This window comes from Novosphingobium aquiterrae (assembly GCF_042434435.1).
In the GTDB taxonomy this organism is placed as follows: Bacteria; Pseudomonadota; Alphaproteobacteria; order Sphingomonadales; family Sphingomonadaceae; genus Novosphingobium; species Novosphingobium aquiterrae.
Window position 1 is genome coordinate 204,241 of sequence record NZ_JBHLTL010000006.1, and the last position, 26,751, is coordinate 230,991.

Consider the following 26,751-nt stretch of genomic DNA (forward strand, 5'->3'; position numbering starts at 1 on the left):
GTGCATTGCCATCAGGGGGATGCGCGCGCATCCTGAAAGCAAGACAGGCAAAAGCCGACTCGCGGGCCGCAATACTTGCAGTGATTTTACCCCCCCGGGAGATGCGCAGTGGCCCTCGCTTCGGAAATCCAGACGGTCGAACCCACCGGCAACGTCTATGTCGACAGCCTGCTTTCGCCGGTCGGATATGTGCCGGGCACAGTCATCACCTATGTCCTGCAGGGCGCGGCCGGAGATACCGGACTCAATGGCGGGACGCTGTGGGCCAACGAAGGCCGCCGGGCCGGCTTCAACCTGGCGCTGCAAAGCTGGGCAGCGGTGGCCAACGTCGTGTTTCAGGAGGCGGCGGGTCCCTATAACGGCACCCAGAGCACGGCCAATTACGATTGGATCGAAAGCTTCGGCTCGCTCGACCCGTCGCTGCAAAGCCAGCACGACCTGCCGATGGTCGGCACCGCGCTGGGCGCATACAACATCGACACGGGCATCTTCCTTGCAGGCAGCACTGGAAAAGGAGGCAGCGGCTTTGCCGCCTATCTTCATGGCATCGGTCGCGGCCTCGGCCTGCTCGGCCCCTATAACGACCCCGCCACAAACCCGGCTGCGCTGTCGTTTCCGGGGGTAACCTCGCCTTACGAATATGGCGACAACACCCTCAACCAGGGCATCTTTACGGTGATGTCCGATCTCGATGCCTATTGGCAGGTTGGCGCGTCGCCCAACCAGTCCTTCGGCAGCCAGGCCGGGCCGGGAGCCTTCGATATCGCCGCAATCCAGCGCATCTACGGCGCGAACAATGCCACCAATGCCGGGACCAGCACCTATGTCCTGCCCCAGGCCAACGTCACCGGTACCGCGTGGCTGTGCCTGTGGGATGCTGGCGGCAGCGACACGATCCAGGCAGGCGCGACCGGGCTCGACAGCATCATCGACCTGCGCGCCGCGACGCTGCTCAACGCGCCTGGCGGCGGTGGCTACGTCTCGCGCATCACCGGGGTGCTTGGCGGCTTCACCATCGCCAACGGCGTCACGATCGAGAACGCCACCGGGGGCAACGGAGACGACTGGTTCCATGGCAATGGCGCGGCCAATGTCATCACTGGCGGCGCCGGTTTCGACACGGTCGACTATTCCGGGGTGAGCGCCAACCTGGTCATCAATCTGGCCGCCGGGACGGCAAGCGGCGACGGGGCGGATACCCTTATCGGGATCGAAAACGCGCGCGGCGGGTCGGGCAACGATACCCTTACCGCCTTCGCTGGGGCCAGCGTGGTGCGCGACGCGCTCGACCTGAACAAGCCGGCCGGCATGGCCACGACGCTGCAGGCCGCAATCGATCTCGATTACCATTTTTCCGCGCATACCGGCGATCCCGCGATCCAGGCGAGCGGCGGCCAGTCAAGCGTGACGGTCCACGGCTTTAACAGCGGCGGCGAGGACTGGTACAGCTTCTTTCTGAGCAGCGCCGGCACCATCCTGATCGATATCGACAACACCTTCGGCATCGATGCGCTGGTCACCGTCTACAGCGCGGGCGCGATCGAGCTGGGCAGGAGCGACGATTCGAACGCACTCGACGTGGGCAGCGCCAACGTACTCGACAGCTATCTCTCGCTCAACGTCGCGCAAGGCAATCAGCGGATCTACGTCCGCGTCACCACCTTCGGCAGCGATGCCGGAACCTATGACCTCAACGTCTCGGCGGTGACGACGCGGACCGCGGCCGGAACCGTGCTGGTCGGATCGCTGCTCGATGGCGGGGCCGGCGACGATACCCTGATCGGCGGGGCCGGGCTCGACACCCTGATCGGCGGCACCGGCAATGACAGCTATCAGGTCAACGCTCAGGGTGACGTGATCTTCGAAAACCCCGGCGAAGGTATCGACAGCGTCACGACCAGCAGCAACTTCTACCTCTACCAGAATCTCGAGACCCTGACTCTGGCCGGGGGTGCCGGCGGGATTTTCGGGGTCGGCAACGATCTCGCCAACACCATCACCGGGAACGAGGGCGACAACCTGCTGCTCGGCGGGGCCGGCGACGACACGATCAGCGGTGGCGCGGGCAACGATGTGCTTTACGGCGAAAGCGGGGTCGATACGCTAAGTGGCGGCGACGGGGTCGATTACCTGATCGGGGGGATCGGCAACGACGTGCTTGTTGGCGGCAATGCCACCGACGCGCTGTACGGCGAGGACGGCAACGACAGCCTGACCGGGGGGGCCGACTTCGCTACCGACATCTTCTACGGCGGCAATGGCGACGACACGCTTTTCGCCGCTTCGGGCCTTGGTGACTATGACATTCTGAACGGCGCCGCGGGTAACGACACCTACTACGTCGATACCCCCGACGACATCATCTACGAAGGGGTCGGTGAAGGCATCGATACGGTTTACGCCGATATCCAGGGCGCAGGGTATTACCTGTGGTACCAGGTCGATAACTGCGTGCTGCTTGGCACCACGCCGTTTGCCGCGGGGAACGAGAGCGACAACGTGCTGACCGGATCGGCCAGCAACAACTGGCTGCTGGGCAACGGCGGCAACGACACGCTCAACGGCAAGGGCGGCAACGACGTGCTGTTCGGCGATCTGCTCGGCGGGCCGTTCGGCAACGACACCTTCGTCTTCGACGGCGTGGTCGGCCAGGACGTGATTGGCGACTTCCATCATGGGGAAGACAAGATCCGGCTGATCGGATCCTATGCCGACTTCGCAACCACGCTCAGCCATTTTCGCCAGGTCGACGGCGATTGCGCGCTCGATCTGGGCGGCGGCAACCTGATCATCCTGCTCGGCGTTCAATATACCGCCCTGACCGCCGGCGATTTCCTCTTCGGTTAAGCAAACCCGGCGGCAAGGAAGCGTTCGGCCAGCCCGGCAAGGAGCGCAGCCCCGCGCGGCAGGGCGGCTTCGTCGAGCACCATGCGGGTCGAATGGATTCCTTCGCACAGGTTCCAGTCCGATCCTTCGGCGGCAACGCCCAGGAAGAACATCGCGCCGGGGACCTTTTCCAGCACATAGCTGAAATCCTCCGCCCCCATGATCGGCCGGGCCAGTGCGTGCCACACCCCGTCACCGAACAGTGCCGCGGTGGTCTCCGCGCCCAGCGCCGCCGCGCGCGGATCGCACACCGTTACCGGAAAGCCTTCGGTGATCGTGGTTTCGGCCTGCATCCCGTGGGCCTGGGCAATCCCCGTCGCCACCCGTTCGACCATGGCATGCAGCGCGGCGCGGTGGCGCGGGGAGAGCGAGCGCAGCGTGCCGAGCAGGCTGACCGTATCGGGAATGACGTTGTGCGCCGTGCCGCCGGCAATCTTCGATACGGTGCAGACCACCGGATCGTGGGCATCGAACTGACGGGTCACAGCGCTTTGCAGCGCCAGGACGATTTCCGCCGCGACCGGCAGCGGATCGGCGGAGAAATGCGGCATCGAAGCGTGCCCGCCGCGGCCCTTCACGATCACGTCGAACTTGTCCGCCGCCGCCATCAGCGGCCCGGCGCGTCCGGCGATCTGGCCGTGACGGGCATTGGGCATGACGTGCAGGGCAAAGGCCGCATCGGGCAGCGGCGTGCCATCCGCACCGCCGCCGATCAGCCCGTCGTCAATCATGTAGCGCGCGCCGTGATAGCCTTCCTCGCCCGGCTGAAACATGAAGCGCACTTCACCTTTCAGCGAATCGCGGCGATCGCACAGCAGACGCACCGCCCCGGCCAGCATCGCGACATGGGCATCGTGGCCGCAAGCGTGCATCGTCCCGGGAATGGTCGAGGCAAAGTCCAGCCCGGTTTCCTCAGGCATGGGCAGCGCGTCCATGTCACCGCGAAGCAGCACGCTGCGCCCCGGGCCCGCGCCGCCCTGCAGGGTGGCGACCAGGCCGGTGGTCGACCCGCCCTCGCGCCAGGTCAGCGGCAAGTCGGCGAGCGCGGCGCGGATCTTGTCGCGGGTCAGCGGGGTGTGCAGGCCCAGCTCGGGCTCGGCATGGATCGCGCGGCGCAGGGCGGTCATCTCGTCCTGCAGGGCGCGGGCCTGTTCGATCAGCGATTCGTGCAGCATGTCATGCTCCGATGCGGGCGGCGATCCGCCGGGCGGCAGCATTGTGCATTGCGACCGACACCGCAAGCAGGAGGTTGAGCACGAGCGACTGGTAGAGGAAATACCATAGCGGGCTGCCCGCCAGCATCGACAGGCCCAGCACGATCGCCCGCGGGTTCGGGCCAAGGACCTTGCACAGTCGCAGCAGTGGCGGCGCTTCGGCGCGGACCGCGGACGCAATCGCTTCGAGCCGCGCCGGATCGCCGTGTGCCGCCGCGACCGCCGCGTCGATCCGCAAGGCATGGGGGGTCATGCCGCTGGCGACGGCGAGGTAGGCTGAAACCAGCCTGCCCCCCCAGCTTCGCCTGGTCGCCGATCCTTCGCCGTCATGGCTCGCGCGCAGCCAGGGGGTGCCATAGACCCAGTACTGGTACTGGCGGCGCTGTACCTCGACATGGTTCGACTGCACGGCGTGGCTAACCCCCGCGAACAGCATCAGCGCATAGCTCAAGCCGGCAGAGGGCAGCAGCCCCTGGCCGGCCAGCAGCCAGCCCAGCACCAGATAAAGCACCACGTGGCTCAGGTAATCGCACAGTCCGTCGACCATTTCGCCGATCGGGCTGGCACGGCCGGTCAGCCGGGCCAGATCGCCGTCGGCGCCGTCGACCACGTGCCAGGTCATGTGCAGCGCCATGCCCAGTGCCGCGCTCCACGGATAGTACGGCTGGGCATAGGCGGCCGCGGCCACGATCACGGTGAATGCCCCGATAACCGACACCATGTTCGGGGTCAGCGGCGTGCGGGCAAACAGACGGGCCAGCTGCCAGGCCAGCGGGTGATAGAGATAGTAGTTGAGCGGATCCTGCAGTTCGCGTGGACGCATTGGCCGTTTGGGCGCGCCCTGCGCGGCGAGAGATGCCGAATCCACTGTCAAAACCCCGTCACTTGCACCCGATCGGGTTCGCATAGCGTCATTAACCGTGCAAGCAATGCTGCAAGGTGATAGAGGTGTCACCGATTCACCGCAGTTTCAGCAGAGAATCGCCATTCGGCTTGACGTTCGGCCACGCAGTTGCTTTGGACTGCGCCACAATGACGCGGAAACGTAACAAAATCGCACGCGTCGCCTCACGCTAAGGGATAGAATCGCACATGAAGCCCATCAAGGTCGCCATGATTGGCGTTGGCAACTGCGCAAGCTCGCTGGTCCAGGGCGTTGCCTTTTACCGCCAGAACAACTCTTCAGAAGGCCTGATCCACGACAAGATCGGTGGCTATGGCGCCGGTGATGTCGACTTCGTGCTGGGCATCGACGTCGATGCGCGCAAGGTTGGCAAGGATATCGCCGATGCCATCTTCGCCGCGCCGAACAACACCACCGTATTCATGCCGCAGGTCCCGCAGACCGGTGCCAAGGTGATCATGGGCAAGGTATTGGACGGCGTCGCGCCGCACATGACCACTGTCGGTGACAAGGGCTTCATCGTCTCCGATGCCGCCGAAGCAACCCACGACAGCATCGTCGCGGCCTTGAAGGACACCGGCACCGAAGTGCTGCTGAACTTCCTGCCGGTCGGATCGCAGGATGCCACCGAATTCTACATGGAATGCGCGCTCGAAGCCGGCGTGGCCGTGGTCAACTGCATGCCGGTGTTCATCGCCAGCCGCCCCGAATGGGAAGCGCGCTTCCGCGATGCCGGGATCCCGATCGTGGGTGACGACATCAAGGCCCAGGTCGGTGCCACGATCGTCCACCGCGTGCTGTCCAGCCTGTTCGCTGCCCGCGGCGTGACGATCGAGCGGACCTACCAGCTCAACACCGGCGGCAACACCGATTTCATGAACATGCTCGACCGTCAGCGTCTGGGTTCGAAGAAGGAATCGAAGACCGAAGCCGTCCAGGCGATGCTGGCCCAGCGGCTTGAGGATGAGAACATCCACGTCGGTCCGTCGGACTATGTTCCCTGGCAGAAGGACAACAAGCTGTGCTTCCTGCGACTTGAGGGCAATCAGTGGGGCAATGTCCCGATGAACCTGGAACTGCGCCTTTCGGTCGAAGACAGCCCCAATTCGGCCGCATGCGTGATGGACGCGATCCGCTGCTGCAAGGTGGCGTTGGAACGCGGTGAAGGCGGGGCCCTGATCGGCCCGTCGGCCTACTTCTGCAAGCATCCGCCGCAGCAGTTCGTCGATGACCTCGCCGCCCAGATGGTTGAGGAATACGTTGCCGAAACGCCGCTTGCGGCCGAATAGGCTTCGCTCCGCGAACAAAGGGACGGCGCCGGGGAACCGGCGCCGTTTCCGTATCGGGACCAGACGATGGATGCTCTTATAATCGCCGCCGGTTTCGGCAGCCGCCTGCGCGATCTGTCCGATTCGAAGCCGCTGACACCGATTGCCGGGATTCCCCTGCTTGAACTCGGCGTGCGCCAGGCCAAGGCGGCGGGGGCGCAAAAGGTTGTTGTCGCGACCGGGCACGAGGCTGAACGGCTGGAGGCGGCGCTGCCCGGTCTGGCGGTACGGTGCGGCCTTCCGGTCGAGGCGGCGCGTGTCGCTGACTGGTCGAAGCCGAATGGCTGGTCGGTCATGACCGGGGCGGAGCGGATTGCGGGCGACTTTCTGCTGATGATGGCCGACCATATCTTTTCCGCCGGCATCCTGTCCGGTCTGGCGCGCCAGGGCGGCGCGGACCGTGGGGTCACCCTGGCAATCGATCGCCGGCCGGATAATCCGCTGGTCGATCCGGACGACGCCACCTGGGTCGAAACCGGCGATCGCGGCTTTATCCGCGCGATCGGCAAGACCATTCCCGTATACGATGCGGTCGATTGCGGTGCTTTCCTGGCCACTCCTGAGCTGGCGCAAGCCATCGCGGCGGCGATAGCCGCGGGCAAGGCAGGCAGCCTGTCCGACGGGATGCAGGCCCTGGCCGACGTCGGACGTGCGGCGACGTGGGATGTCGGCAATGCCTGGTGGCTCGACGTCGACGATCCTCGCGCCCACGCCCTGGCCGAAGCACAGGCGCCGCGGGAACTGGCAGAGGTCTATTCGGCGATCAGGGATATCTAAGCCGGATGCGCGTGTGCAGGTCGGCCTGCGTCACGCGCAGTCGGACCGAGCTGAAATTCGGCAGGCCTGCCAGCGTTGCAGGGTTGTTGGTGAATCCGAAGCCTTCGGCAGGAAAGCCCAGCCCGCTGCGGTTGAACTTCTGGTTGCCGTCCTCGTCGTGATAGATCGCCACTGCGTAAATGCCCGCGGCGGGAAGGAAGATGCAGGCCTCTGTCGTGCCGGGCCGGGCCGGAACACGCATCACGGCGAGCGAGCCGCGCTTGACCAGGAAGCGCGAACGATCGTCCGCATAAAGTGTCAGCGCGATCAGGCCATTGCCGCTGCGCACTTCGTCCACGGTTACGCGAAGCCAGACAGCGCTGGGCGTGCCGACGCAATCGGCCGGGGCAAGGGGCTGGGCATGGGCACTGGCAGCCATCAGCAGTGCCGCCGCGCCATACGCCGCCCAACGCGCAAACCGCCCCGATCCAGCCTTCATTCAGTCCGCCCCGCTGAACCGCTGTCATCAACGATTCTTCCTCGATCAAGACTAATCGTCTGATCGGCAAGTGCAAGCAAGGCGCCGCGATGGCAGATCATCACCACGGTCATCCGTCCCTTCAGCCCGGTCAGAGCCTTGGCGATCAGGGCTTCGTTATGGCTGTCCAGCGCGCTGGTTGCCTCGTCGAGGATCAGCAGGCCCGGGCGGCGCAGCAGCGCCCGCGCCAGCATCAGTCGCTGGCGCTCCCCGCCTGACAGAGTGCGTTCACCGTCCCCGATCCGGGTGTCGATCCCGCCAGGCCAGTCGAGGACGAACTGACAGGCCGCATCGCGCAGCGCGGCTTCGATTCGGGCCATATCTGCATCGGGCGCAGCCCACAGCAGGTTGGCGCGCACCGTGTCTGACAATACTGCCGGGTCCTGCTGAACGTAGGCGACTTGCGAGCGCCAGGCGCGGCGCTGCGCCGGATCGAGCGGGATCCCGTCGATGATCAGATCACCCGTATCGGGATTGATCAGTCCGCCGAGCACGTCAGCCAGCGTACTCTTGCCTGCCCCCGAAGCGCCGGTCACCGCGACAAGCGAACCTGCCGTTATCGAAAAGGACGCCGTATCGAGCGCCGGTGCGTCTGCCTGGGCATAGCGAACCGTGACCGCGTCCAGGGCAATGGCCTGGCGCAGGTACGGTGGCGGGGTCTTGGGCAGTTCTGCCTCGCGCGCGGCTTCGGCCAGGTCGATCAGCGCGTAGGCGGCGTCGATCGCCGGCCGGGAATGAGCATAATTCTGCCAGGCTTCCTGCAGTGATCCGACCAGCGGCAAAGCCCGCGCGAACAGAGCGACGACCGGCAGGATCTGCACGCCGTTCAGCCCCCAGCGCGCGACCGCAAGCCATACCAGCACTGCCAGAACGGCCGCCCCGCCTCCCTGCAGGGCGATCTGCCCGCGCCCCAGATCACGCTGATAGGCGATCCGGGTTCGGGTCAGATCGGCAAATCCGGCAAAGGCGCCCGCTTCGGCGCGCGCCTCTCCCTGCAGGCTTTTTACTGTGCGCAGTGCGTCCAGGGTTTCGCCCAGACCGGCATGTATTGTCCGGTAAGCCCGCCCCATCGCCTCACCCAATTGCGCAGCGCGACGGCGGGTTCCGGCATAGGCCCACAGCACCAGCAATCCGCCCAGACCGCCGCCGATCGTGACGAACGGCGCAATCGCCAGTCCGGCGATACCCAATCCGGCCAGGGTGATCAGCGCTGCCAGCCCGGCTGCCGCCTGATTGATCCCGAAACCGGACCTGTCGATATGGGAAATCAGCACGCTGGCACTGTCGGAGCGGCGCATCTGCGCCAGGCTGCGCCAATCGGCATTGAGCAGCGCCCGCCACGCCCTCTGCCTGAGCGCATTGATCACGGCCAGCTCAAGGCGCAGGCCCGCGGCGTTGCGGGCCTGGTTGATCACTGCCCGCAGCAAGACCAGCAGCACGAACGCGGCCAGCGCCGGACCAAGTGTCAATCCGACCCCCCATGCGGCCAGCCTGCTCCCAAGCAATCCGCCATCTGCCGCGCCAAGCGAGGCCAGCAGCGGCACCAGCAACATCACGCCCAGGCTTTCGGTCAGCGCCGATGCCACCATCAGCACAAGCAGCCATGCCGCCCCGGTGCGGTGCGCGGGGCCGATCAGACGGTTGAGCGATTGGAGCATGGCGGCAAGGCTAGCAGGTTTGGCTGCGCTGAAAACCGCTCAGGCTTCGTGCGAGGCGTTGCTGCCGGTCATGAAGCGGACATAGCGGCCCATGGCGATGGCCCGTGGCAGACGGAACGCGTGCGGAAAATAGATATCGTTCTCGATCGACTGGGCTGCGGGCCAGTTATCGATATTGGCAAGCAGCAGGTCGGTATCGATCAGTCCGGCCAGTACGGGATCGGCACGGATCGCTGCGACCTCGCGCCGCATGTCATCGCGTCGCGGTGTCAGGCGCTTGTGCCAATCGGAATTGTGCTGGCCATGGCCTGGCATCGTCCGCTGGGCCTCGGGCATCAGGCCGCGGCCCAGTTCGCGGCCAAGCCAGCGGGTCTGGCCATCGCGCAGGAACATGTCGGTGGGCAGGCCCAGACAGAAATCGACGAGCGGACGATAGGACGTCGGATCGCGCATCGACACTTCATAGAGTTGTTCCCAGCCCTGGATCATGTCCGAGCCTTCGACGTCACCGCGGGCAAAGTTGTCGCGGATCAGGCCTTCGCGCCAGCCGTAGAGCGGGCGTTCATAACGGGTCCCGGCCTGCCTGGCGCGCGCTTCGACTGCGAAGTCTCGCAAGGCTTCGGGGCGCAGCGCGCTAATCTCGACATTGTCGGAATCGATGCTGCGGCCGCGCAGGTGCATGGCCAGGCGCCAGACCGGGTAGGGCAACATCGGCGCAACCGCCAGGGCGAGAAAGCGCCAGCCGAGCGAGCCAGGCCGAAGGGACTCGCCGCGCAAGGCGCGCCACAGCTCGATCAGCCGGCCCTTGCGCAGATATTCGGCATACCCCCAGTTGCCAGAGGCGCTGAAGGTGAAGTTGCCGTGATCGGCAGAGAGCACCATGTCGCACCCGGCGTCGCGCGCTGCGGTGAAGATGCCGTGATAACGGAAGAACGCCGCCAGGTTCACCGTTCCCGTACCCATCGCCAGGAACATGTCTTCCAGGCGGTGATCGAATTCGTAGTCGCGGTTGTCGACGAAATGCGGTTCGATGGCCGGGTGTATCGCGCAGAATGCCCGCACTGCGGGCCCCTCGTCGGCCAGCCCGCCTGGAATATCGGGCTGGCCGTGGCCCTCCAGCGGAACATAGGTGAAGGCCTGCAACCGGCGTTCCTGTGGCATTCCGCGCAACAGGCGGGCCGCCACGTTGGGACTGTCGAGCCCGCCCGACAACAGGACCCCGGCATTATGGGCGCTGTCGCGATAGCGTGCGCAGGCGTCGGTCAGCAGCCTGTCGGCCTCATCAACATAGTCGCGGGCGCTGGCCCTGGGCTGCTTTGGTACTTTCAGCGGATCATAGAACCGGTGCGCCCGCCGGGCCTGGGCAGAAACATGGACGACAGCGCCGTAGGGCACCTTGAATGACCCTTTGAGATAGCTCTCTTCGTCGGTCAGGTTGAAATAGAGGCTGTCGACCAGGCGCTGGCGATTGAGCACGCGCGGCAGACCCATGGCCTCCAGGACCCGCGGCACGGATGCGGCGGCGACTGCGTCCTGATTGTGCATGTAGTAGAGTGGCGGCCCGTAGAGCGGACTTCGCGCCAGACGCAGTTCGCCCGATCCCGGACGATGATAGGTTGCGCAGTACCCGCCAAGGACCTTGCAGTCGGCCTCATCCCCCCAGGCCTTGACCGCGCAGCCATAGACGTGCGCCTGATCGTCGGCCGGGCAACCAAGTTCGGCCGCCAGTTCGCGGCAGTTGTCGATCCAACCGTGGACCTGCACCGCCGTGCCATCGGATAGAATCGTCGGAGCCAGGCTTGTCCGGCCAGCCAGTTTGCGGCGCTGCGAACGGGCTGGCAGGTCGCCAACCCGGGGCAGCTGCCACGCAATTCGGTTGTCATCGCGCCAGGCGGATACGGCAACCCCGGCGAACAAGCCAAGCGAGGCACCTGTCCGCTCGCCCAAACCGTCTTCGCTGGCGCGCGGCCCGATCAGAAGTGCCAGCACCTAGCTTTCCCGCAAGCGCGGACCGGCGCTTATTCGGCTTAGGATCTCGGGTTCGGGCTGGCACCGTTGTTGTTGGCCGATGCCGATCCCGCGACGTCGCCGATCTTGCCAAGCTTGATCAGTTCGGGCTTGCTCCAGCTTTTCGCGGTCTGCACAGTCTTGGACACGGGTCTTCTCCGATCAAAATGCTGGATAATAGTTGATCCGCGTTATCCGCGATTCCCAAGTGTTTGGCAAGGTCTCGCCACGGTCACGGCAGAATCAGCACGGGCACCCACGGGCCCGGCAGATCGCCCAGCACGATCGTTCCGCCCATTTCGACCCAGGCATGAAGATCGTCACCCCCGCCCCGCGCGCCGGCTGGTCGGACAGCGATGATCACGCGGTGGGGCAGGCCGCGCATGCGCAGCATCCGGCTCAGCGCCATGGCCCGGGGCAGGCACTTGCAGGCGAAGGGCAGGCGCAACGCCGCCCGATCGACATGTTGCGCCAGCTTTCGCGCCTGCCGCATCGCCGTATCGGAAGCCTCGCCAGCCAGGCCCAGGCGTCCTTGCCAGGCTTTCAGCGGTACCAGCGCGAGTGCGCATCGCGCCGCGACCAGCGCAAGCAACGCCTCGGTGGTTCGTACCCGCAGGCGCCAGGGATCAGGTGTTTTCGATGAATCCGGCATCGGCCAGCTGCGCCAGAAAGACGTCAAGGTCCGCCGCGACTTCGTCAACCGCAGCGCCGTGCGCGGCAGCCAGCACCGTGACCAGCTTGTCGCGGCTGCGGGTCCCGTCGATCAGCGGCCAGATTTCCGCTCCCGTCCCGGTCAAAGAAAAGAACGTCCCGTCATCCAGATTAAGCAGGACGATCTCATCGTCGACCGCGGTTTCGGAAAATGCGCCGCGACGTTTGGCAAGCAGTCCGGACATGGTCACCCCCGTTCCTTGATATGTGCGGCGATTCCGGCGGTGACGGCTGCAAAGCTGGCGTCATCGCGTGGCCGCACCAGCCGCTCCATCACAATAGTCCGGGCCAGCTCTGCGACCAGCGCAAAGCGCTGCGCCAGCGTATCATTGCGGGCGGCAACGAACAGGTCTGTGGTGTAGTGGTCATCGTTGATCCGCGCCACCCTTCCGGCACCGACGATCGGCGCAAAGACCGGACCCTCCCCATCCTCCAGGAAGATCAGCCGGGCCAGCGGCAAGACCTCGCCAACCGGCCCTGCCAGGGGTTCGGCGTAGTATTTGTCGATCTCCGGATCGACTTTCTCCAGCGCACGCGTGCCGGTCAGAGCCAGGGCCTGCGGCGTCAATTTAAGCCGCTTGTGTCCGGGCAGGCACAACACCCGCGCCGGATCGCTGATGTCCAGCACCAGCGTGTCGTCGCAGAACAGCGGCAGCCCGTGGGCACCCAGCGCCGCTGTCAGGGTGGATTTTCCCGCACCGCTCGGTCCGGAAAACGCGTAGACCGCGCCGTCCCACGCCACGGCAGAGGCATGGAACGGCATGAAGCCATGGATTGCGGCAATCGCTGCATAGACGCTGCCGTTCAGCCATAGTTCCTGCTCCGCCGGATCCGCCATCGCGCTGCGGGTCATCGTCACGCCACGGCCCTTCGCGTAATGGAAGGCATAGCCCGTCGTGGTGTTGAGGATAAAAGCCTCGCCATCAAGCCGCATCGATCCGGGCGGAACCGCATGTCCGCCAAGCTGGCTTGGCACGGTACCTTCACGCAGCCTGGCCTCGGCGGCGAGCAGCGCCGGCGCACTGGCGATCTTGCTGTGAATGGCGGAAACGGGGGACATTGCCGGGCGGCATGCCCCCCGCTCTGGCCAAGGTCAACTCTGCGGCAGGGCGAATGGGATGCGGTCCACCCCAGATACAGTGTGGAAAACACGTGATTCCGCGCTTGTTCACGCAAGATGCGGTGGCTAAGCGCCGCTTAAGGAGCCGCGTCAAACCCCATGCCCGCGCCGCTGATTTCACCCTCGATCCTGTCCGCCGACTTTGCCCGGTTGGGCGAAGAGGTGCGCGCCGTTGACGCCGCCGGCGCCGACTGGATCCACATCGACGTGATGGACGGGCATTTCGTGCCCAATCTGACGATCGGCCCGATGGTAGTGAAGGCGCTGCGCCCGCACAGTGCCAAGCCCTTCGATGTGCACCTGATGATCACCCCGGTCGATCCGTTCATCGATGCCTTTGCCGAAGCCGGGGCCGATATCATCACGTTCCATCCCGAAGCCGGCCCGCACGCCCACCGCACCGTGCAGGCGATCAAGGCCCACGGCAAGAAGGCCGGCATCTCGCTCAACCCTGCCACTCCGGCCAAGATGCTCGACTATCTCTATGACGAGATCGACCTGGTCCTGGTGATGAGCGTCAACCCCGGCTTTGGCGGGCAGAGCTTCATCCACAGCCAGCTGCGCAAGATCGAGGCCGTGCGCAAGGCGATCGACAAGAGCGGGCGCGACATCCGGCTCGAAGTCGACGGCGGGGTCGATGCCGAGATCGCGCGGCTCTGTGTTGCCGCCGGGGCCGATGTGCTGGTGGCCGGAAGCGCGACGTTCCGCGGCGGTCCGGAACGCTATGCGGCCAATATCGCCGCGCTCAAGGGTCTGGGGTGAGCCATGGCCGATGCCCTTTCCACCCGCCACGCCGCCGGATCGATCCGGGATCACGTGGCGCCGGCGGAAGGGACGGGGCCGGCCATTCCGCTGGCGGCGGGCTGCGAGGAGGGCGCCTTGACCGAGGCTGACGTGCCCCCGGCAGAAGCGCTGCCTTCGCAGGCACCCGGCGAACTGATCGAGCCGGGCCGCGCGCTGGCACTGGCCGATTTTGCCCCGCCCGCGGTCGGCGCCGGGGAACGACTGCTGCGCTTTGCCTACCGCCTCGGCATTCCCGGTTCGGCGCTGTCGGGCCATTTCGGCAAGACTGCCAAGCCGCGCCTGCTGGCCACGGTGCACAGCCCACTGCCCGGATCGCGCGTCGCCGGCACCGCCTTGCGCGCCGGGCATTTCCTGGTCCATGGCGTCAAGGCACCGATCGCCCAGGTCGATTTTGCCGGTGCGGCGCGGATGGCCCCGCCACTGGAGCGGGTGGTTCATTCCTTCGCCTGGCTGGCTGATCTCGACGCCTGCGGGCCGCGCGAACAGGGCGCGCCTGTGGCAGAGCGCGTGCTGTCGGCATGGCTCAATGCCAATCCCGGCGCGCCGTCGCGGCCGGGCAAGGGTCCGGCGTGGATGGTCGGCAATGCCGGAACCCGGCTGCTCAACTGGCTGGTCCACGCTCCGCTGATCCTGTCCGGAAACGACTCCGCGCTGCGCAGCCGGGTGTTCGTCCAGATCGGCGATACGGCCCGCTGGCTCGACAAGAACGTCGGCCGCGCCGAAGACCTGCTGGGCGAAGTCGCCGGGTGGTGCGGGATCGTCGCGGCGGGACTGCTGCTGCCTGATGGCAAGCCGCGCCGCCTGTTCGGCGAAGCCGGTCTGGTCAAGGCACTGGGCGAAATGGTCGGCGACGATGGCGGGGTGCTGTCGCGCAGTTCCCTGATGCAGATGGAAGCGATCGCCCTCCTGGTGCGGCTGCGCGCCTGCTATCAGGCAGTGCGGCGCGATCCGCCGCAGGCGCTGGAAGCGATCATGGGGCTGCTGGTCCCGCCCCTGCTGGCGCTGACCCACGGCGATGGCTCACTGGGTTCGTGGCAGGGCGGCTGGGCGGTCGATGCGGCCGACCTTGCCGCGCTGATCGGTGCTTCGGGTGTACGCACTCGCCCTCTGCGCGATGTTCGGCAATGGGGCTATCAACGGGTCGTGGCTAGCAAGTCGATCCTGCAGTTCGATGCCGCGCCGCCGCCGCTGGCCAAGCATGCCCGTTCGGGCTGCGCCTCGACCCTGGCGTTCGAATTCAGCCAGGCGGGGCAGCGAATCATTGTAAACTGCGGCGGCGCGGCCTGCGCCGGCGGATTGATCCCGGTGCGGCTGGAGCAGGGCCTGCGTGCCACCGCCGCCCATTCGACCCTGGTGCTCGACGATGCCAATTCAACCGCCGTGGTCATCGGCGGCAAATTGGGCGGCGGCGTTTCCGAGGTCGAGGTCGATCGCCGCGTCATTCCGGGCGAGCGCCAGGGCGGGGCGACCCGGCTCGAGGCCAGCCACAACGGCTATGCCTCGCGCCACGGGCTGATCCACCGCCGTATCCTGATCCTGCGCGACGACGGCAGCGAACTGCGCGGCGAGGATCTGCTGGTGCCGAAAAGTGGCAAGGGCAAGACCGGCAAGGTCGGCTTCGCCATCCGTTTTCATCTTGGCGCCGGGATCGAAGTCGGCCTGTCCGAGGACGGCCAGGGCGCAGGGCTGGCCCTGCCCGACGGGTCCTATTGGCAGTTCCGGGTCGGGGGTGAGGGGCAGGTCACACTTGAAGAAAGCTTGTGGGCTGACGGGCAGGGCCGACCGCAACCGATCCAGCAGCTGGTCATCTCGGGCATGGCCTCGCGCGGCGGCGGCAGCTTTGCCTGGCTGCTCAAGAAAATGGGATAAGCGAACGTGAGTGAAGTAAAGATCCGCCGGGCACTGCTGTCGGTGTCCGACAAGACCGGGCTGGTCGAACTGGGCCAGGCCCTGGCCGCGCATGGGGTCGAACTGGTTTCGACCGGCGGCACGGCCAAGACGCTGCGCGATGCGGGTCTTGCGGTGCAGGACATTTCCGACCTGACGGGCTTTCCCGAAATGATGGACGGGCGGGTCAAGACGCTGCACCCGAAGGTCCACGGCGGACTGCTCGCGGTGCGCGACAATCCCGAACACGCCGCAGCGATGGCCGCCTACGGCATCGGCGCGATCGACCTGGTCGTGGTCAGCCTCTATCCCTTCGCGCAGACCGTTACCCGCGGCGCGGCGCGCGACGAGGTGATCGAGAACATCGACATCGGCGGGCCCAGCATGGTCCGCTCGGCCGCCAAGAACCACGGCTTTGTCGCCATCGTCACCGATCCGGCGGACTATGCCCTGGTCGCGAGGGGCACGACCACGCTGGAAGAGCGCAAGCGGCTGGCAGCAAAGGCCTTTGCCCTGACGGCGCAATACGACGCGACAATCGCGGCCTGGTTCGCTTTTGCCGATCAGGGCGAGATGTTCCCCGAAAGCGCCGCAATCCCGCTGAAGCGCGCCGACGAACTGCGCTATGGCGAGAATCCGCACCAGAAGGCCGCGCTCTATCTGCCCGCCGGGCCGGCGACACCGGGGGTGGGCCAGGCCGAGCAGGTCCAGGGCAAGGAACTCAGCTACAACAATTACAACGATGCCGACGCCGCGCTCGAACTTGTCGCCGAATTCCGCGACGGGCCGCCGACGGTGGTCATCGTCAAGCATGCCAACCCGTGCGGGGTCGCTACCGGCGATACCCTGCTTGAAGCCTATCAGGCGGCCTTTGCCTGCGACAGCGTCTCGGCCTTTGGCGGGATTATCGCCTGCAACCGCCCGCTCGACGGTGCCACCGCAAGCGCGATCTGCGAGATCTTCACCGAGGTGGTGATCGCGCCGGGTGCCGATGACGCCGCGCGCGCGATATTCGCGGCCAAGAAGAACCTGCGGCTGCTGCTGTGCGGGCCTTTCGCCGATCCGCATCGTGCGGGGGTAACGCTCAAGTCGATCACCGGCGGATTCCTCCTCCAGTCGCGCGACAACGGCACGCTCGGCGATCTGCAGGTGGTGACGAAGCGGCAGCCCACGCCGCAGGAACTGGCCGATTGCCGCTTTGCCTGGACCGTCGCCAAGCACGTCAAATCGAACGCCATCGTCTATGCCAAGGACGGGATTACTGCCGGAATTGGCGCGGGTCAGATGAACCGCCGCGATTCCTCGCGCATTGCCGCGATGAAGGCTGCCGAGGCGGCGGAAAAGTTCAGCTGGGGGCAAAGCCGCACGGTCGGCAGCGCGGTTGCCTCCGATGCCTTCTTCCCCTTTGCCGACGGGCTGCTGGCGGCTGCCGAAGCAGGGGCAACGGCGGTGATCCAGCCGGGCGGATCCATCCGCGATGACGAGGTGATCGCCGCCGCCGACGCGGCCGGACTGGCCATGGTTTTTACCGGCATGCGCCATTTCCGCCACTGAACAGGCATTAACCGCATCGCTTCACCGCGAGTCCGCTGCATTTCGTCGCGATCATGTCGGGGAATCGACCACGTTCACTCGACGGTAAGGGCCTGATCTGCACTAGGGCCGTCAAGCGAATCACCGCATTTCCGAAAGCCGCCGTCATGGGCCTGTTCAAAGCTGATCTGTACCGTTCCTTCGCCGTCGGCTTTGCCCTGGGCGCGGCGGCATTGCTGGCGACGGCTGGCAGCTGGGCCGATACGCCCAAGAGCGGCGTGATCCCCGCCGCCGAAGCCGCGCCGATCGCGATCGACCAGACGCGCTGAGCCGCGATTTGCGCCGCAGCCTGCGGCGTCCTATATCTGCCGCATGGCGGCACATCATCATCACCACGAACCCCACGGCGAAAGCCTGATCGAGGCGGCGCGGTCCGAGCTTGTCGATGCGGGCGAGCAGTGGACCGACATGCGCGGCGAAGTCTTCCAGGTCCTGATGGACCAGCCGCGCCCCGCCTCGGCCTATGACATTGCCGAGGATGTGTCCAAGGCGCGGGGCAAGCGCGTTGCCGCCAATTCGGTTTACCGCATCCTCGACCTGTTCGTGAAAACCAATCTGGCCCGCCGGGTCGAAAGCGCCAATGCCTATGTCGCCAACCCGCATCCAGGCTGCCGCCACGATTGCATTTTCCTGATCTGCGACAGCTGCGGCAAGGCCACCCACATCGACGACGACAAGCTGACCGGCGCGCTGGTCGACGCCGCCCACAAGGCCGGCTTCGCCGACATCCGCCCGGTGGTCGAGCTGCGCGGTCTGTGTGGTGACTGTTCGGAGTCCTGATTGGTACGCGATCGCCTCCGCGATTGGCGTTGCTAGGACAGGCCGTGTGGCCTGTCCGCACTCAACCAAATTGCGTCAGACTGAGCAGGTTGCCGTCGGGGTCGGGAAACCAGGCCACGGCCGATCCGCCTTGGGGCGCGCGCCAGATGCCCGCGGCGTCCTGACTGTAACCTTCATAGATCTTGAATGCGACACCCTTGGCCCTCAGCGCAGCCACGGTGGCGGCAATGTCGGCGACGTGCCAGCCCAGCACCGTGTGCCCCGGCGCCTGATAGCCCTCGACCGTCGTCAGGCGCATGGGGGTGCGATTGCCAAGATCGAAAGTCACGGCATGGTCGTCCTCGCCCAGTACGCGCAGGCCCAGGACATCGGCGTAAAATGCTTTCGATTGCGCCCGGTCGGCGGTGATCACGAAGCAAAGCGGCGCGGCAGCGGCAGGCAGGCTCATCGGGCAAGTTCCTTTTGGTGCAGGAGGGTACGGGCGTGCGCCGGACTCAATCGACAGCGCTGTAGCAAGTGTGTAATGCACTGGCCATGAGCCAATCTCCGGCAACCCCGCTGCTCGATACGGTCGACACCCCCGAAGACCTCCGCCGCCTTGCCCCCGGACAGCTGCGCCAGCTGGCCGATGAACTGCGCGCCGAAACCATCGCCGCGGTCGGGCAGACCGGCGGCCACCTGGGATCGGGTCTGGGCGTGGTCGAACTGACGGTTGCGATCCACTATGTCTTCAACACCCCGGCGGACCGGCTGGTGTGGGACGTCGGCCATCAGGCCTATCCGCACAAGATCATCACCGGGCGGCGCAGCCGGATGACCACGCTGCGACAGGGCGGCGGCCTGTCGGGCTTCACCAAGCGCAGCGAAAGCGAATACGATCCGTTCGGCACCGCCCACAGTTCGACCTCGATCTCGGCGGCGCTGGGCTTTGCCGTGGCCAACCAGTTGGCAGGCACTCCGGGCAAGGGCATTGCCGTGATCGGCGACGGCGCGATGAGCGCGGGCATGGCCTATGAGGCGATGAACAACGCCAAGCAGGCGGGCAACCGCCTGGTCGTGATCCTCAACGACAATGACATGTCGATTGCCCCGCCGGTCGGCGGTCTGTCCGCCTATCTCGCCAAGCTGGTGTCCTCGCGGCCGTTCCTGAGCTTGCGCGACATTGCCCGGCGTCTGTCGCGCAAGTTGCCCGAGCCGCTGCACAAGGCAGCCAAGAAGACCGACGAATTTGCCCGCGGCATGGCGATGGGCGGGACTCTGTTCGAGGAGCTGGGCTTCTACTACGTCGGTCCGATCGACGGGCACAATCTGGATCAGCTGGTGCCGATCCTGGAAAACGTCCGCGACGCTGCCGAAGGCCCGTGCCTGATCCATGTCGTAACGCAAAAAGGCAAGGGTTACGGCCCAGCCGAAGCAGCGGCCGACAAGTACCACGGGGTACAGAAGTTCGACGTTATCACCGGCCAGCAGGTCAAGGCCGCACCCGGCGCTCCGTCCTACCAGAACGTCTTCGGCGAAACGCTGGCCAAATTGGCCGACAGCGACCCGACGATCTGCGCAATCACCGCGGCGATGCCGAGTGGCACCGGTGTCGACAAGTTCGCCAAGGCCCACCCCACCCGCGCCTTCGACGTCGGGATTGCCGAACAGCACGCGGTGACCTTTGCCGCCGGGCTGGCTGCGCAGGGGATGCGCCCGTTCTGCGCGATCTATTCGACTTTCCTCCAGCGCGCCTATGACCAGGTGGTCCACGACGTTGCGATCCAGAACCTGCCGGTCCGCTTCGCGATCGACCGCGCCGGGCTGGTCGGGGCCGACGGCGCGACCCATGCCGGCAGCTTCGACGTGACCTATCTGGCCAGCCTGCCCAATTTCGTGGTGATGGCCGCGGCGGACGAGGCCGAGCTGGTCCACATGACCTATACCGCCGCCTGCCACGACAGCGGCCCGATAGCCTTCCGTTATCCTCGCGGCAACGGCACCGGGGTAGCGCTGCCCGAAGTGCCGGAGCGGCTCGCGATCGGCAAGGGCCGGGTGGTCAGGCACGGCACCAAGGTCGCGATCCTGTCATTGGGCACGCGGCTGGCCGAAGCGCTCAAGGCCGCCGATCAGCTCGAGGCCAAGGGGCTGTCGACCACGGTCGCCGACCTGCGCTTCGTCAAGCCGCTCGACAACGATCTGATCCGCCAGTTGATGACTACCCACGAAGTCGTGCTGACGGTCGAGGAAGGCAGCATCGGCGGGCTCGGCGCCCATGTCCTGACCATGGCCAGCGACGAAGGCCTGACCGATGCCGGCCTCAAGATCCGCACCCTGCGCCTGCCCGACCGCTTCCAGGACCAGGACGCGCCGGACAAGCAGTACGATGCGGCTGGCCTAAACGCCCCGCACATCGTCGACGCCGTGCTGAAAGCGCTGCGGCACAACTCGGCGGGGGTTGAGGAAGCTAGGGCTTAGGTCAGCCCACCCACCGCCACACCCCCGCGGCCATGCCGATCAGCCAGCCGTGCGCCCAGGTTGCAGCCAGCCATAGGGCGAGGCCGCCCAGCCACGGCACCGCGCCGGCCTGGGCCAGCGCGCCAAGCCGGGGCCAGTAACTGGTCTTGCTTTCCCATTCGCGCCACGCCGGGCCCATCAGCGCTTCCTTCTTGCCGTCCTGCATCCGCGCGCCGACCAGCGCGAGCACGCCGATCGCGATGCTCAGCACGATTACCCGCGGGGTGGGGCTTACCGCCACGTGGGCAACGCTCCACAGCGCGAAGGACCACATCATCGGGTGGCGGGTGACGTGGAACACCCCGTGTGGGCCCTTGGCGGCAAGTTCTGCCGCGCCCGGCGCGGGCAGCGCGGGATTGCCCAGGAACGATCCGATCAGCAGAACCGAAGCGATCAGCATGATCAGCGTCGCCAGCGCACAGGCCAGGTCTGCTTGCCCGTTCCACGCGGGAACGCCCGGATCGGCGGCGCGGAACGCGAAAACGACCCACGCGAACGTGGCCAGGGCGACCAGCGAATAGAGACCCTGGAAGCCCATCGGCCCCGCCGCTTTGACCAGCGGCGCGCGCAAAGGATGCGACATTGCGAAATGCGTGCCGACGAACAGTGCATTCGCGGCGATCAGACAGCCGATGCTCGGGTCCATGCCAGATCTCCCCATGTTAACAACGTTAACACAAGTAGCAGATTGCAACCGGCTGGCAAGCGCCGGATTAAGGCCGGGCTGCTACCAGTCGTAGGCCTTGGGCAGCGATCCCTCCTGCGGTTCGGCATAACGCTCGCGCAGGCGGGTCTGGTGGCTGCGCAGCGGCTGTTCAGTCCCGTCGATCCACACCCTGACCACGCCGGAGCGCGCCTCGAGCGGGTCGCCGTCCCAGATCACCACGTCGCCGGCGCGCCCCGGACGCAGCGAACCCAACCGGTCGCCCATGCCCATCGCCTCGGCCGGGCCCGAGCTGATCGCGGCGAAGGCCTTGTCCCAGCTCAGCCCGCTGGCGCGCGGCAGGCGGGTCAGCGCAACCAGGTTGCCGGCATATTGCGTCACGACCGGTGAGTTTCCGCTGTAGGCGCCAAGCGCAACCTTGACCCCGGCGGCAGCCATCCGACCGACATTAGACTGGGTCGCGCCAAGCTGCTCGAAGCGCGCGGGCAGATCGTTCAGCGGGGTGGCCAGCACCGGGACGCCCGCGGCGGCGAGGTCCTGCGCTGCGAGCCAGCCTTCGCTCGCCCCGACGATGACCAGCCGCAGCAGCGGAAAGTCGCCCTTGAGACTCAGCGCCATGCGGATGTCGGCGGCACGCTCGACATGGACGTAGAGCGGCTGCTTGCCGGTGACGACCGGGATCAGCGCGGCCGCATCGCGGCGGGTCAGCAGCGCATCGTTGCGCCGCGCGCCGGCCGGGGCGGCGGCAATCTCGCGCGCTTCGTCGAGTGCATTTTTCAGCACGGCATAGGCCGCCACCCGGCTGCCGCCCGCAAGCCGCGCGCCATCCTCGCCCAGTTCGACGTACTGGAACGCGCGCGCCACGGTCACCGGCCGGGAATCGCTGCCAAGGTCGATCACCGCGCCCTGGCCCTCGAAGATCGCCCCGGTGCCAAGCGGCGCGACCGCGGCGCGGGTCACCCCATTGGCGCGGGCGTTGACTATCGGCTGGGCGGCAGGGTTGATCGCCGCCGAGACATCGAGCGCGGCGTTGAAAGTGGCCTTGTCGGCCTGGGTATCGTTGCTCTCGTCGACCGCGCTGACATCGACCAGGCCCAGATCGGTCACCGCGACGACCAGTCCCGGGGTGACCCATTTGCCAGCGGCATCGACAACCGGCACGCCCGGCGGCACGGCGACGCCGGCTCCGGCGGCCACAACCTTGCCGCCGCGGATCAGCACGGTGCCATTCTCGATCGGGGCGGAGCCATCGCCGATCACTACGCGGCCGCCGGTGATCGCCATGTCTTGCGCGTGGGCGGCAAGCGGGACATCGGTTCCGACGAGCAGCGCAGCCAGCGCGCGCAATGCGGTGCGGGCCGTCACTTGACCTCTCCTTCACCGGGCTGGCCCAGCTCGAAATCGCTGACAGGGCGGCGCTTGGGATCGTTCGCATCATAAAGCAGCGCGCCGTCGACCCAGACCTTTTCGGGACGGCTGTAAGTCGAGAGCGGATTGCCGTTCCACAGCACCACGTCGCCCATCTTGCCTGCTTCCAGGCTACCGGTGTCTTTATCGACGCCGATCGCCTTGGCGGCGTTGAGGGTGAACCAGCGCACCACTTCCTCATCGGGGATCGCAATTCCGGCACGGCGCGCCGAACCCTGCGCCTTGGCGGCTTCCTGGTTGAGCCGCTGGATGCCGTTCTCGTCATCCGAATGGATCACCACGCAGGCCCCGGCCTTGTACAGCAGCCCGGCGTTTTCGGGCACTGCGTCATAGCTTTCCATCTTGAAGCCCCACCAATCGGCCCAAATTGCCGCGCAGACGTCGTTCTCTTTGAGCAGTTCGCCAATCTTGTAAGCCTCGACCGCGTGGTGAAAGGCGGCGACCTTGTACCCGGCTTCCTTGGCCATATCGAGCACCTGGGCCATTTCGTCGGCGCGGTAGCAGTGGTTCTGGACCCTGATATCGCCGTCGAGCACCCCGGCGAGGGTTTCCATGGCGAGGTCGCGTTCCTCCAGCTTGCCGGCGTCGCGCTTGGCGCGGTATTCCTTGGCCTTGATCCAGATCGCGCGGTCGACCGCGAAGTTGCCCATCCGGGTCGAAGGCATCTGCCCCTTTTCGCCATAGACCCGCTTGGGGTTCTCGCCGCAGGCCATTTTCATGCCATAGGGCGCGCCGGGAAACTTCATCCCCTGGACGGTGCGGGCATAGACGTTCTTGAGCACCACCGAGCGTCCGCCGATCAGGTTGCCCGATCCGGGCAGGATCTGCAGGCTGGTCACCCCGCCGTTGGTCAGCGCGCGCGAAAAGCCGGGATCCTGCGGCCAGACTGAATGTTCGGCCCAGACCTCGGGCGTGGTCGGGCTGGTCATTTCGTTGCCGTCGCTGTGCGCCTCGACTGCCGGACTGGCATAGACGCCGAGGTGGCTGTGGACGTCGATCACTCCCGGGGTGACGAACTTGCCGCTACCATCGATCCGCACGGCATCCGGTGGCACGTCCATGTCGGCGAGCGCCCCGGACACCCCGGCCAGCTTGCCGTCCTTGATCAGAACATTGCCGCTCTCGATCCGGCCGCCCTTGCCGTCGAACACGGTGGCGCCGGTGATCAGCGTGGTACGACCGGGATAGGGCTTGTAGGTCGACGGGAAGGGGTTCTTGTCGAAATCGCGCGCGGCCTTCACCGCGGCGCTTTCGTCCTTCTTCTTGTCCTTGGCGATCAGCGGCGCGCCGCTCCCCAAAACAAGGGCCAGCGCCAGTCCGCCGGCCCCTATTGCCCTTAGCCCCATGTCGTTTTTCCCCTGTGGTGTGTGACCTATGCGCGCGGCAGCGACCCTGTCGCGGCTTCACCTTCGCCGCCGCCATAGGTGTGGTCTTCCGGCGGGGTGCGGTCTTCCAGAGTATCGAGGTGCATCCACTTCTTGACGAAGGGCGAAACCAGCAGGACCAGCACGCTGATGCCGATCGCCACCCAGCCGATCTTGGAATAGATCGCCAGGGTCACTTCCTTCGACATCTCGCCGCTTTCGCCGCCGGTCGCTTCGCCGATCTTGCCGGCGACGAAGTTGCCGACCGCGGTCATGTAGAACCACGCCCCCATGACGAAGCTGGCGAGGTGGAGCGGGGCGAGCCGCGCCATCGCCGACAGCCCGACCGGCGACAGGCACAGTTCCGCCGTGGTGTGGAGCAGGTAGATCAGGAACACGAACAGCACCGGGGTCATCGCCGCGGCACCGACCGAATTGGCCCCCCAAACGAAGACCAGGAAGCCCAGCCCGACCTGGGTCAGCGCCAGTCCGAACTTGGCCGGGGCCGATGGTTCCAGCCCCTTGCGGCCAAGCCATTGCCAAAGCGCGGCAAAGACCGGGGCGAACAGCACGATGTAGATCGGGTTGATCGACTGGAACAGGCTGGTCGGCACCCCGCCCTTGTCGACATACTTGTCGGTGAACAGGTTGAGGCTGCCCCCGGCCTGTTCGAACAGGCCCCAGAACAGCGGGTTGAGCGCGATCAGGAACAGCATCGCGAAAATCCGTTCGCGCGGCTCCTTTGGCAGCTTGAACGCCTCGAACAGGGTGTAGCCGAGCATGGCCAGACCGCTGACGATCAGCAGGTTCTGGATCACGTCCTGATACTGGATCAGCAGCCAGATCACCGCCACCGCGCCGACGCCGACGCCGTAGAGCGTGACTTCGCGCTGGCGGGTCAGCGGCTGGGGTGCTTCACCCCGGCCGCGCAGCGAGGGGCGCCCGGCGATGAAGATCAGGAGGCCGACGACCATGCCGATCCCCGCCAGCCCGAAGCCATAGGCCCAGCCCAGCGTCTCGCCCAGATAGCCGACCAGGATCGTCCCCAGCGCGGCCCCGACATTCACCCCCATGTAGAAGATCGTGTAGGCCGCATCGCGGCGCACGTCGGTCATCTTGTAGAGCTGGCCGACGATCACCGAGATATTGGCCTTGAGGAAGCCCGAGCCGACAATGATGAAGGCCAGCGCCGCCCAGAACACGTTGATCGTCGGATCGCCCTGCCCGCCGCTGCCTTCGACCGCCATCAGGCCGTGGCCAAGCGCGAGCAGCACGCCGCCGAAGATCACCGCTTTGCGCTGACCAAGGTAGCGGTCGGCGACAATCCCGCCGAGCACCGGGGTGATATAGACCAGCGCGCCGTAAGCGCCGTAGATCAGGTTGGCCTTGCCGTCGGAAAACAGCCAGTGCTTGGTCAGGTAGAGCACCAGCAGCGCGCGCATCCCGTAATAGGAAAAGCGTTCCCACATTTCGGCATAGAACAATACGAACAGGCCGCGCGGGTGGCCGACCACCTCTTCGCTGCGGCGCATGGCAATCATTCCGCCGATGGCCAGGAAGGCGAACAGCGCCAGCGCGCCGATTGCCGCGATCCAGTCGCCCTCGGTCCAGAGTGACATGTCTTTCATTTGCGATCCCTTGTCCCGGAAATGCGGCCCGCAGGCAGGCTGCAAATTATGACAAAACTCTACCGATGATTTTCCACCTGTGAAGCGAAATTTGCCGCGCCTTTTCGATTGTTGCGATTGTCGGGTCGCGGCGCGATGCAGCTTGCCTGCCGCGCTGTATTATGGCAGTCATTCACCATGGCACCCACCGGCAAACCCGTTTACCTCAAGCTGCGCGATCTGATCGCCGCCGCGATCATCGATGGCACCTATCCCGAAGGGGCGATGCTGCCGTCGGTGCGCGCCTTTGCCGCCGATCAGGGGGCCAATCCGCTGACCGTGGCCAAGGCCTATCAGCAATTCCAGCTTGACGGGCTGGTCGAAGTCCAGCGCGGGGTCGGGATGTACGTGGCGCGCGGTGCCGCCGAGCGCCTGCGCAGCAGCGAGCGCGAATCGTTCCTCGCGCAGGAATGGCCGGTTGTGCGGGCACGGATCGACAGACTGGGTCTGTCACTCGCCGAACTGCTTGGGGAAAACGCCTAGCCTTCAGGGTTATGGATTGCACACCTGGATATGCTCTGACATAGTCCTGCCCGCAGTGCCGCTTGCACCGGGTCGAAAGCTGTGCCGCGCTTTTGCGAACCAACAGGGCCGGGTCGTCAACGATCCGGGGAAGGCGTGCGATGATCAGATCCGAATTGCTCCAGGCACTTGCCAAGGAGAACCCCGGCCTTCGTGCCGAAGAAATCGAAAAAGTCGTGAACGTCTTCTTCGACGAGATCGCCCAGCGTCTCGCCAAAGGCGGGCGTGTTGAACTGCGCGGCTTCGGCTCGTTCTCGACCCGCCAGCGCGATCCGCGCAAGGGCCGCAACCCGCGTACCGGCGACAGTGTCGATGTGCCGGGCAAAAGCGTGCCCTATTTCAAGCCCGGCAAGGAAATGCGCGCGCGTTTGAATAGCGATTGATTGGTACGGACAGGCCATCCGGCCGGTGTTGCCAGCCAATC

General features: G+C 66.0%; 25 protein-coding genes. 11 read left to right on the plus strand and 14 right to left on the minus strand.

The window, feature by feature from the left end:
* The first annotated feature begins 108 nt into the window (after positions 1 to 108).
* Complete coding sequence (locus ACFFF7_RS10780) at positions 109 to 2,847, plus strand: M10 family metallopeptidase C-terminal domain-containing protein (protein ID WP_379481357.1); 2,739 nt, start codon at positions 109 to 111, stop codon at positions 2,845 to 2,847.
* On the opposite strand, the gene ACFFF7_RS10785 is transcribed toward ACFFF7_RS10780, so the two are convergent.
* Positions 2,844 to 4,061, minus strand: coding sequence for a M20 metallopeptidase family protein (locus tag ACFFF7_RS10785; protein WP_379481358.1), 1,218 nt, complete (start codon positions 4,059 to 4,061; stop codon positions 2,844 to 2,846). The two genes, ACFFF7_RS10780 and ACFFF7_RS10785, sit on opposite strands and share 4 nt — an antisense overlap.
* A gap of 1 nt (position 4,062) precedes the next feature.
* Entirely contained in the window at positions 4,063 to 4,923 is an 861-nt protein-coding gene (locus tag ACFFF7_RS10790; protein WP_379481359.1) for a CDP-alcohol phosphatidyltransferase family protein, read from the minus strand.
* 269 nt (positions 4,924 to 5,192) lie between these two features.
* Between ACFFF7_RS10790 and ACFFF7_RS10795 the strand changes: the two genes are divergently transcribed.
* Together ACFFF7_RS10795 and ACFFF7_RS10800 are read left to right on the plus strand one after the other, a co-directional pair.
* Positions 5,193 to 6,293: an inositol-3-phosphate synthase gene (locus ACFFF7_RS10795; protein ID WP_379481360.1), complete on the plus strand. Its 1,101-nt coding sequence runs from the start codon at positions 5,193 to 5,195 to the stop codon at positions 6,291 to 6,293.
* 66 nt (positions 6,294 to 6,359) lie between these two features.
* Positions 6,360 to 7,109: a phosphocholine cytidylyltransferase family protein gene (locus ACFFF7_RS10800; RefSeq protein ID WP_379481361.1), complete on the plus strand. Its 750-nt coding sequence runs from the start codon at positions 6,360 to 6,362 to the stop codon at positions 7,107 to 7,109.
* On the opposite strand, the gene ACFFF7_RS10805 is transcribed toward ACFFF7_RS10800, so the two are convergent.
* The 7 genes from ACFFF7_RS10805 to ACFFF7_RS10835 form a co-directional block, all read right to left on the minus strand.
* Positions 7,096 to 7,527 carry a DUF2141 domain-containing protein gene (locus tag ACFFF7_RS10805; protein ID WP_379481362.1) on the minus strand — a complete coding sequence of 144 codons (432 nt, stop codon included), beginning with the start codon at positions 7,525 to 7,527 and terminating at the stop codon, positions 7,096 to 7,098. The two genes, ACFFF7_RS10800 and ACFFF7_RS10805, sit on opposite strands and share 14 nt — an antisense overlap.
* 56 nt (positions 7,528 to 7,583) lie before the next feature.
* The gene (locus tag ACFFF7_RS10810; RefSeq protein ID WP_379481363.1) at positions 7,584 to 9,284 is read right to left on the minus strand and encodes an ABC transporter ATP-binding protein; all 1,701 of its coding nucleotides are present in this window, start codon (positions 9,282 to 9,284) and stop codon (positions 7,584 to 7,586) included.
* Between the two features lie 39 nt (positions 9,285 to 9,323).
* Positions 9,324 to 11,273 (minus strand): asparagine synthase-related protein, encoded by a 1,950-nt coding sequence (locus tag ACFFF7_RS10815; RefSeq protein ID WP_379481364.1) that lies wholly within the window; start codon positions 11,271 to 11,273, stop codon positions 9,324 to 9,326.
* Positions 11,274 to 11,311: 38 nt separating this feature from the next.
* Positions 11,312 to 11,440 carry a hypothetical protein gene (locus tag ACFFF7_RS10820; RefSeq protein WP_379481365.1) on the minus strand — a complete coding sequence of 43 codons (129 nt, stop codon included), beginning with the start codon at positions 11,438 to 11,440 and terminating at the stop codon, positions 11,312 to 11,314.
* 83 nt (positions 11,441 to 11,523) lie between these two features.
* Positions 11,524 to 11,943 (minus strand): lasso peptide biosynthesis B2 protein, encoded by a 420-nt coding sequence (locus tag ACFFF7_RS10825; RefSeq protein WP_379481366.1) that lies wholly within the window; start codon positions 11,941 to 11,943, stop codon positions 11,524 to 11,526.
* Positions 11,918 to 12,187: a PqqD family protein gene (locus tag ACFFF7_RS10830; protein ID WP_379481367.1), complete on the minus strand. Its 270-nt coding sequence runs from the start codon at positions 12,185 to 12,187 to the stop codon at positions 11,918 to 11,920. The genes ACFFF7_RS10825 and ACFFF7_RS10830 overlap by 26 nt, the downstream gene beginning before the upstream one ends.
* A gap of 2 nt (positions 12,188 to 12,189) precedes the next feature.
* Positions 12,190 to 13,062: a hypothetical protein gene (locus ACFFF7_RS10835; RefSeq protein WP_379481368.1), complete on the minus strand. Its 873-nt coding sequence runs from the start codon at positions 13,060 to 13,062 to the stop codon at positions 12,190 to 12,192.
* Between the two features lie 159 nt (positions 13,063 to 13,221).
* Here ACFFF7_RS10835 and rpe point away from each other — a divergent pair, with 159 nt between their 5' ends.
* From rpe to ACFFF7_RS10860, 5 genes are all read left to right on the plus strand, one after another.
* On the plus strand, positions 13,222 to 13,884 hold the full coding sequence (gene rpe, locus ACFFF7_RS10840) for a ribulose-phosphate 3-epimerase (RefSeq protein ID WP_379481369.1): 663 nt from the start codon (positions 13,222 to 13,224) through the stop codon (positions 13,882 to 13,884).
* Between the two features lie 3 nt (positions 13,885 to 13,887).
* Positions 13,888 to 15,795: a heparinase II/III family protein gene (locus ACFFF7_RS10845; protein ID WP_379481370.1), complete on the plus strand. Its 1,908-nt coding sequence runs from the start codon at positions 13,888 to 13,890 to the stop codon at positions 15,793 to 15,795.
* Between the two features lie 6 nt (positions 15,796 to 15,801).
* Positions 15,802 to 17,367, plus strand: a complete 1,566-nt coding sequence (gene purH, locus ACFFF7_RS10850) for a bifunctional phosphoribosylaminoimidazolecarboxamide formyltransferase/IMP cyclohydrolase (RefSeq protein WP_379481371.1) — start codon at positions 15,802 to 15,804, stop codon at positions 17,365 to 17,367.
* Positions 17,368 to 17,513: 146 nt separating this feature from the next.
* On the plus strand, positions 17,514 to 17,675 hold the full coding sequence (locus ACFFF7_RS10855; protein ID WP_379481372.1) for a hypothetical protein: 162 nt from the start codon (positions 17,514 to 17,516) through the stop codon (positions 17,673 to 17,675).
* Positions 17,676 to 17,718: 43 nt separating this feature from the next.
* Complete coding sequence (locus tag ACFFF7_RS10860) at positions 17,719 to 18,186, plus strand: Fur family transcriptional regulator (RefSeq protein WP_379481373.1); 468 nt, start codon at positions 17,719 to 17,721, stop codon at positions 18,184 to 18,186.
* 61 nt (positions 18,187 to 18,247) lie between these two features.
* Here ACFFF7_RS10860 and ACFFF7_RS10865 read toward each other — a convergent pair whose 3' ends face one another.
* Positions 18,248 to 18,634: a VOC family protein gene (locus ACFFF7_RS10865; RefSeq protein ID WP_379481374.1), complete on the minus strand. Its 387-nt coding sequence runs from the start codon at positions 18,632 to 18,634 to the stop codon at positions 18,248 to 18,250.
* A gap of 86 nt (positions 18,635 to 18,720) precedes the next feature.
* Between ACFFF7_RS10865 and dxs the strand changes: the two genes are divergently transcribed.
* Complete coding sequence (dxs, locus tag ACFFF7_RS10870; RefSeq protein WP_379481375.1) at positions 18,721 to 20,643, plus strand: 1-deoxy-D-xylulose-5-phosphate synthase; 1,923 nt, start codon at positions 18,721 to 18,723, stop codon at positions 20,641 to 20,643.
* A 1-nt stretch (position 20,644) separates the two neighbouring features.
* Here dxs and ACFFF7_RS10875 read toward each other — a convergent pair whose 3' ends face one another.
* The 4 genes from ACFFF7_RS10875 to ACFFF7_RS10890 form a co-directional block, all read right to left on the minus strand.
* Entirely contained in the window at positions 20,645 to 21,328 is a 684-nt protein-coding gene (locus ACFFF7_RS10875) for an NnrU family protein (protein ID WP_379481376.1), read from the minus strand.
* 81 nt (positions 21,329 to 21,409) lie between these two features.
* A complete protein-coding gene (locus ACFFF7_RS10880; protein ID WP_379481377.1) occupies positions 21,410 to 22,711 on the minus strand; it encodes an amidohydrolase family protein in 1,302 nt (433 codons plus the stop codon).
* Positions 22,708 to 24,120: an amidohydrolase gene (locus tag ACFFF7_RS10885; protein ID WP_379481378.1), complete on the minus strand. Its 1,413-nt coding sequence runs from the start codon at positions 24,118 to 24,120 to the stop codon at positions 22,708 to 22,710. Before ACFFF7_RS10885 ends, ACFFF7_RS10880 begins: the two co-directional genes overlap by 4 nt.
* Positions 24,121 to 24,146: 26 nt before the next feature.
* Entirely contained in the window at positions 24,147 to 25,766 is a 1,620-nt protein-coding gene (locus ACFFF7_RS10890; protein WP_379481379.1) for a peptide MFS transporter, read from the minus strand.
* Positions 25,767 to 25,943: 177 nt separating this feature from the next.
* Here ACFFF7_RS10890 and ACFFF7_RS10895 point away from each other — a divergent pair, with 177 nt between their 5' ends.
* Both ACFFF7_RS10895 and ACFFF7_RS10900 read left to right on the plus strand, forming a co-directional pair.
* Positions 25,944 to 26,288, plus strand: a complete 345-nt coding sequence (locus ACFFF7_RS10895; protein ID WP_379481380.1) for a GntR family transcriptional regulator — start codon at positions 25,944 to 25,946, stop codon at positions 26,286 to 26,288.
* Positions 26,289 to 26,428: 140 nt separating this feature from the next.
* Positions 26,429 to 26,710: an integration host factor subunit beta gene (locus tag ACFFF7_RS10900; RefSeq protein WP_379481381.1), complete on the plus strand. Its 282-nt coding sequence runs from the start codon at positions 26,429 to 26,431 to the stop codon at positions 26,708 to 26,710.
* Positions 26,711 to 26,751: the final 41 nt, after the last annotated feature.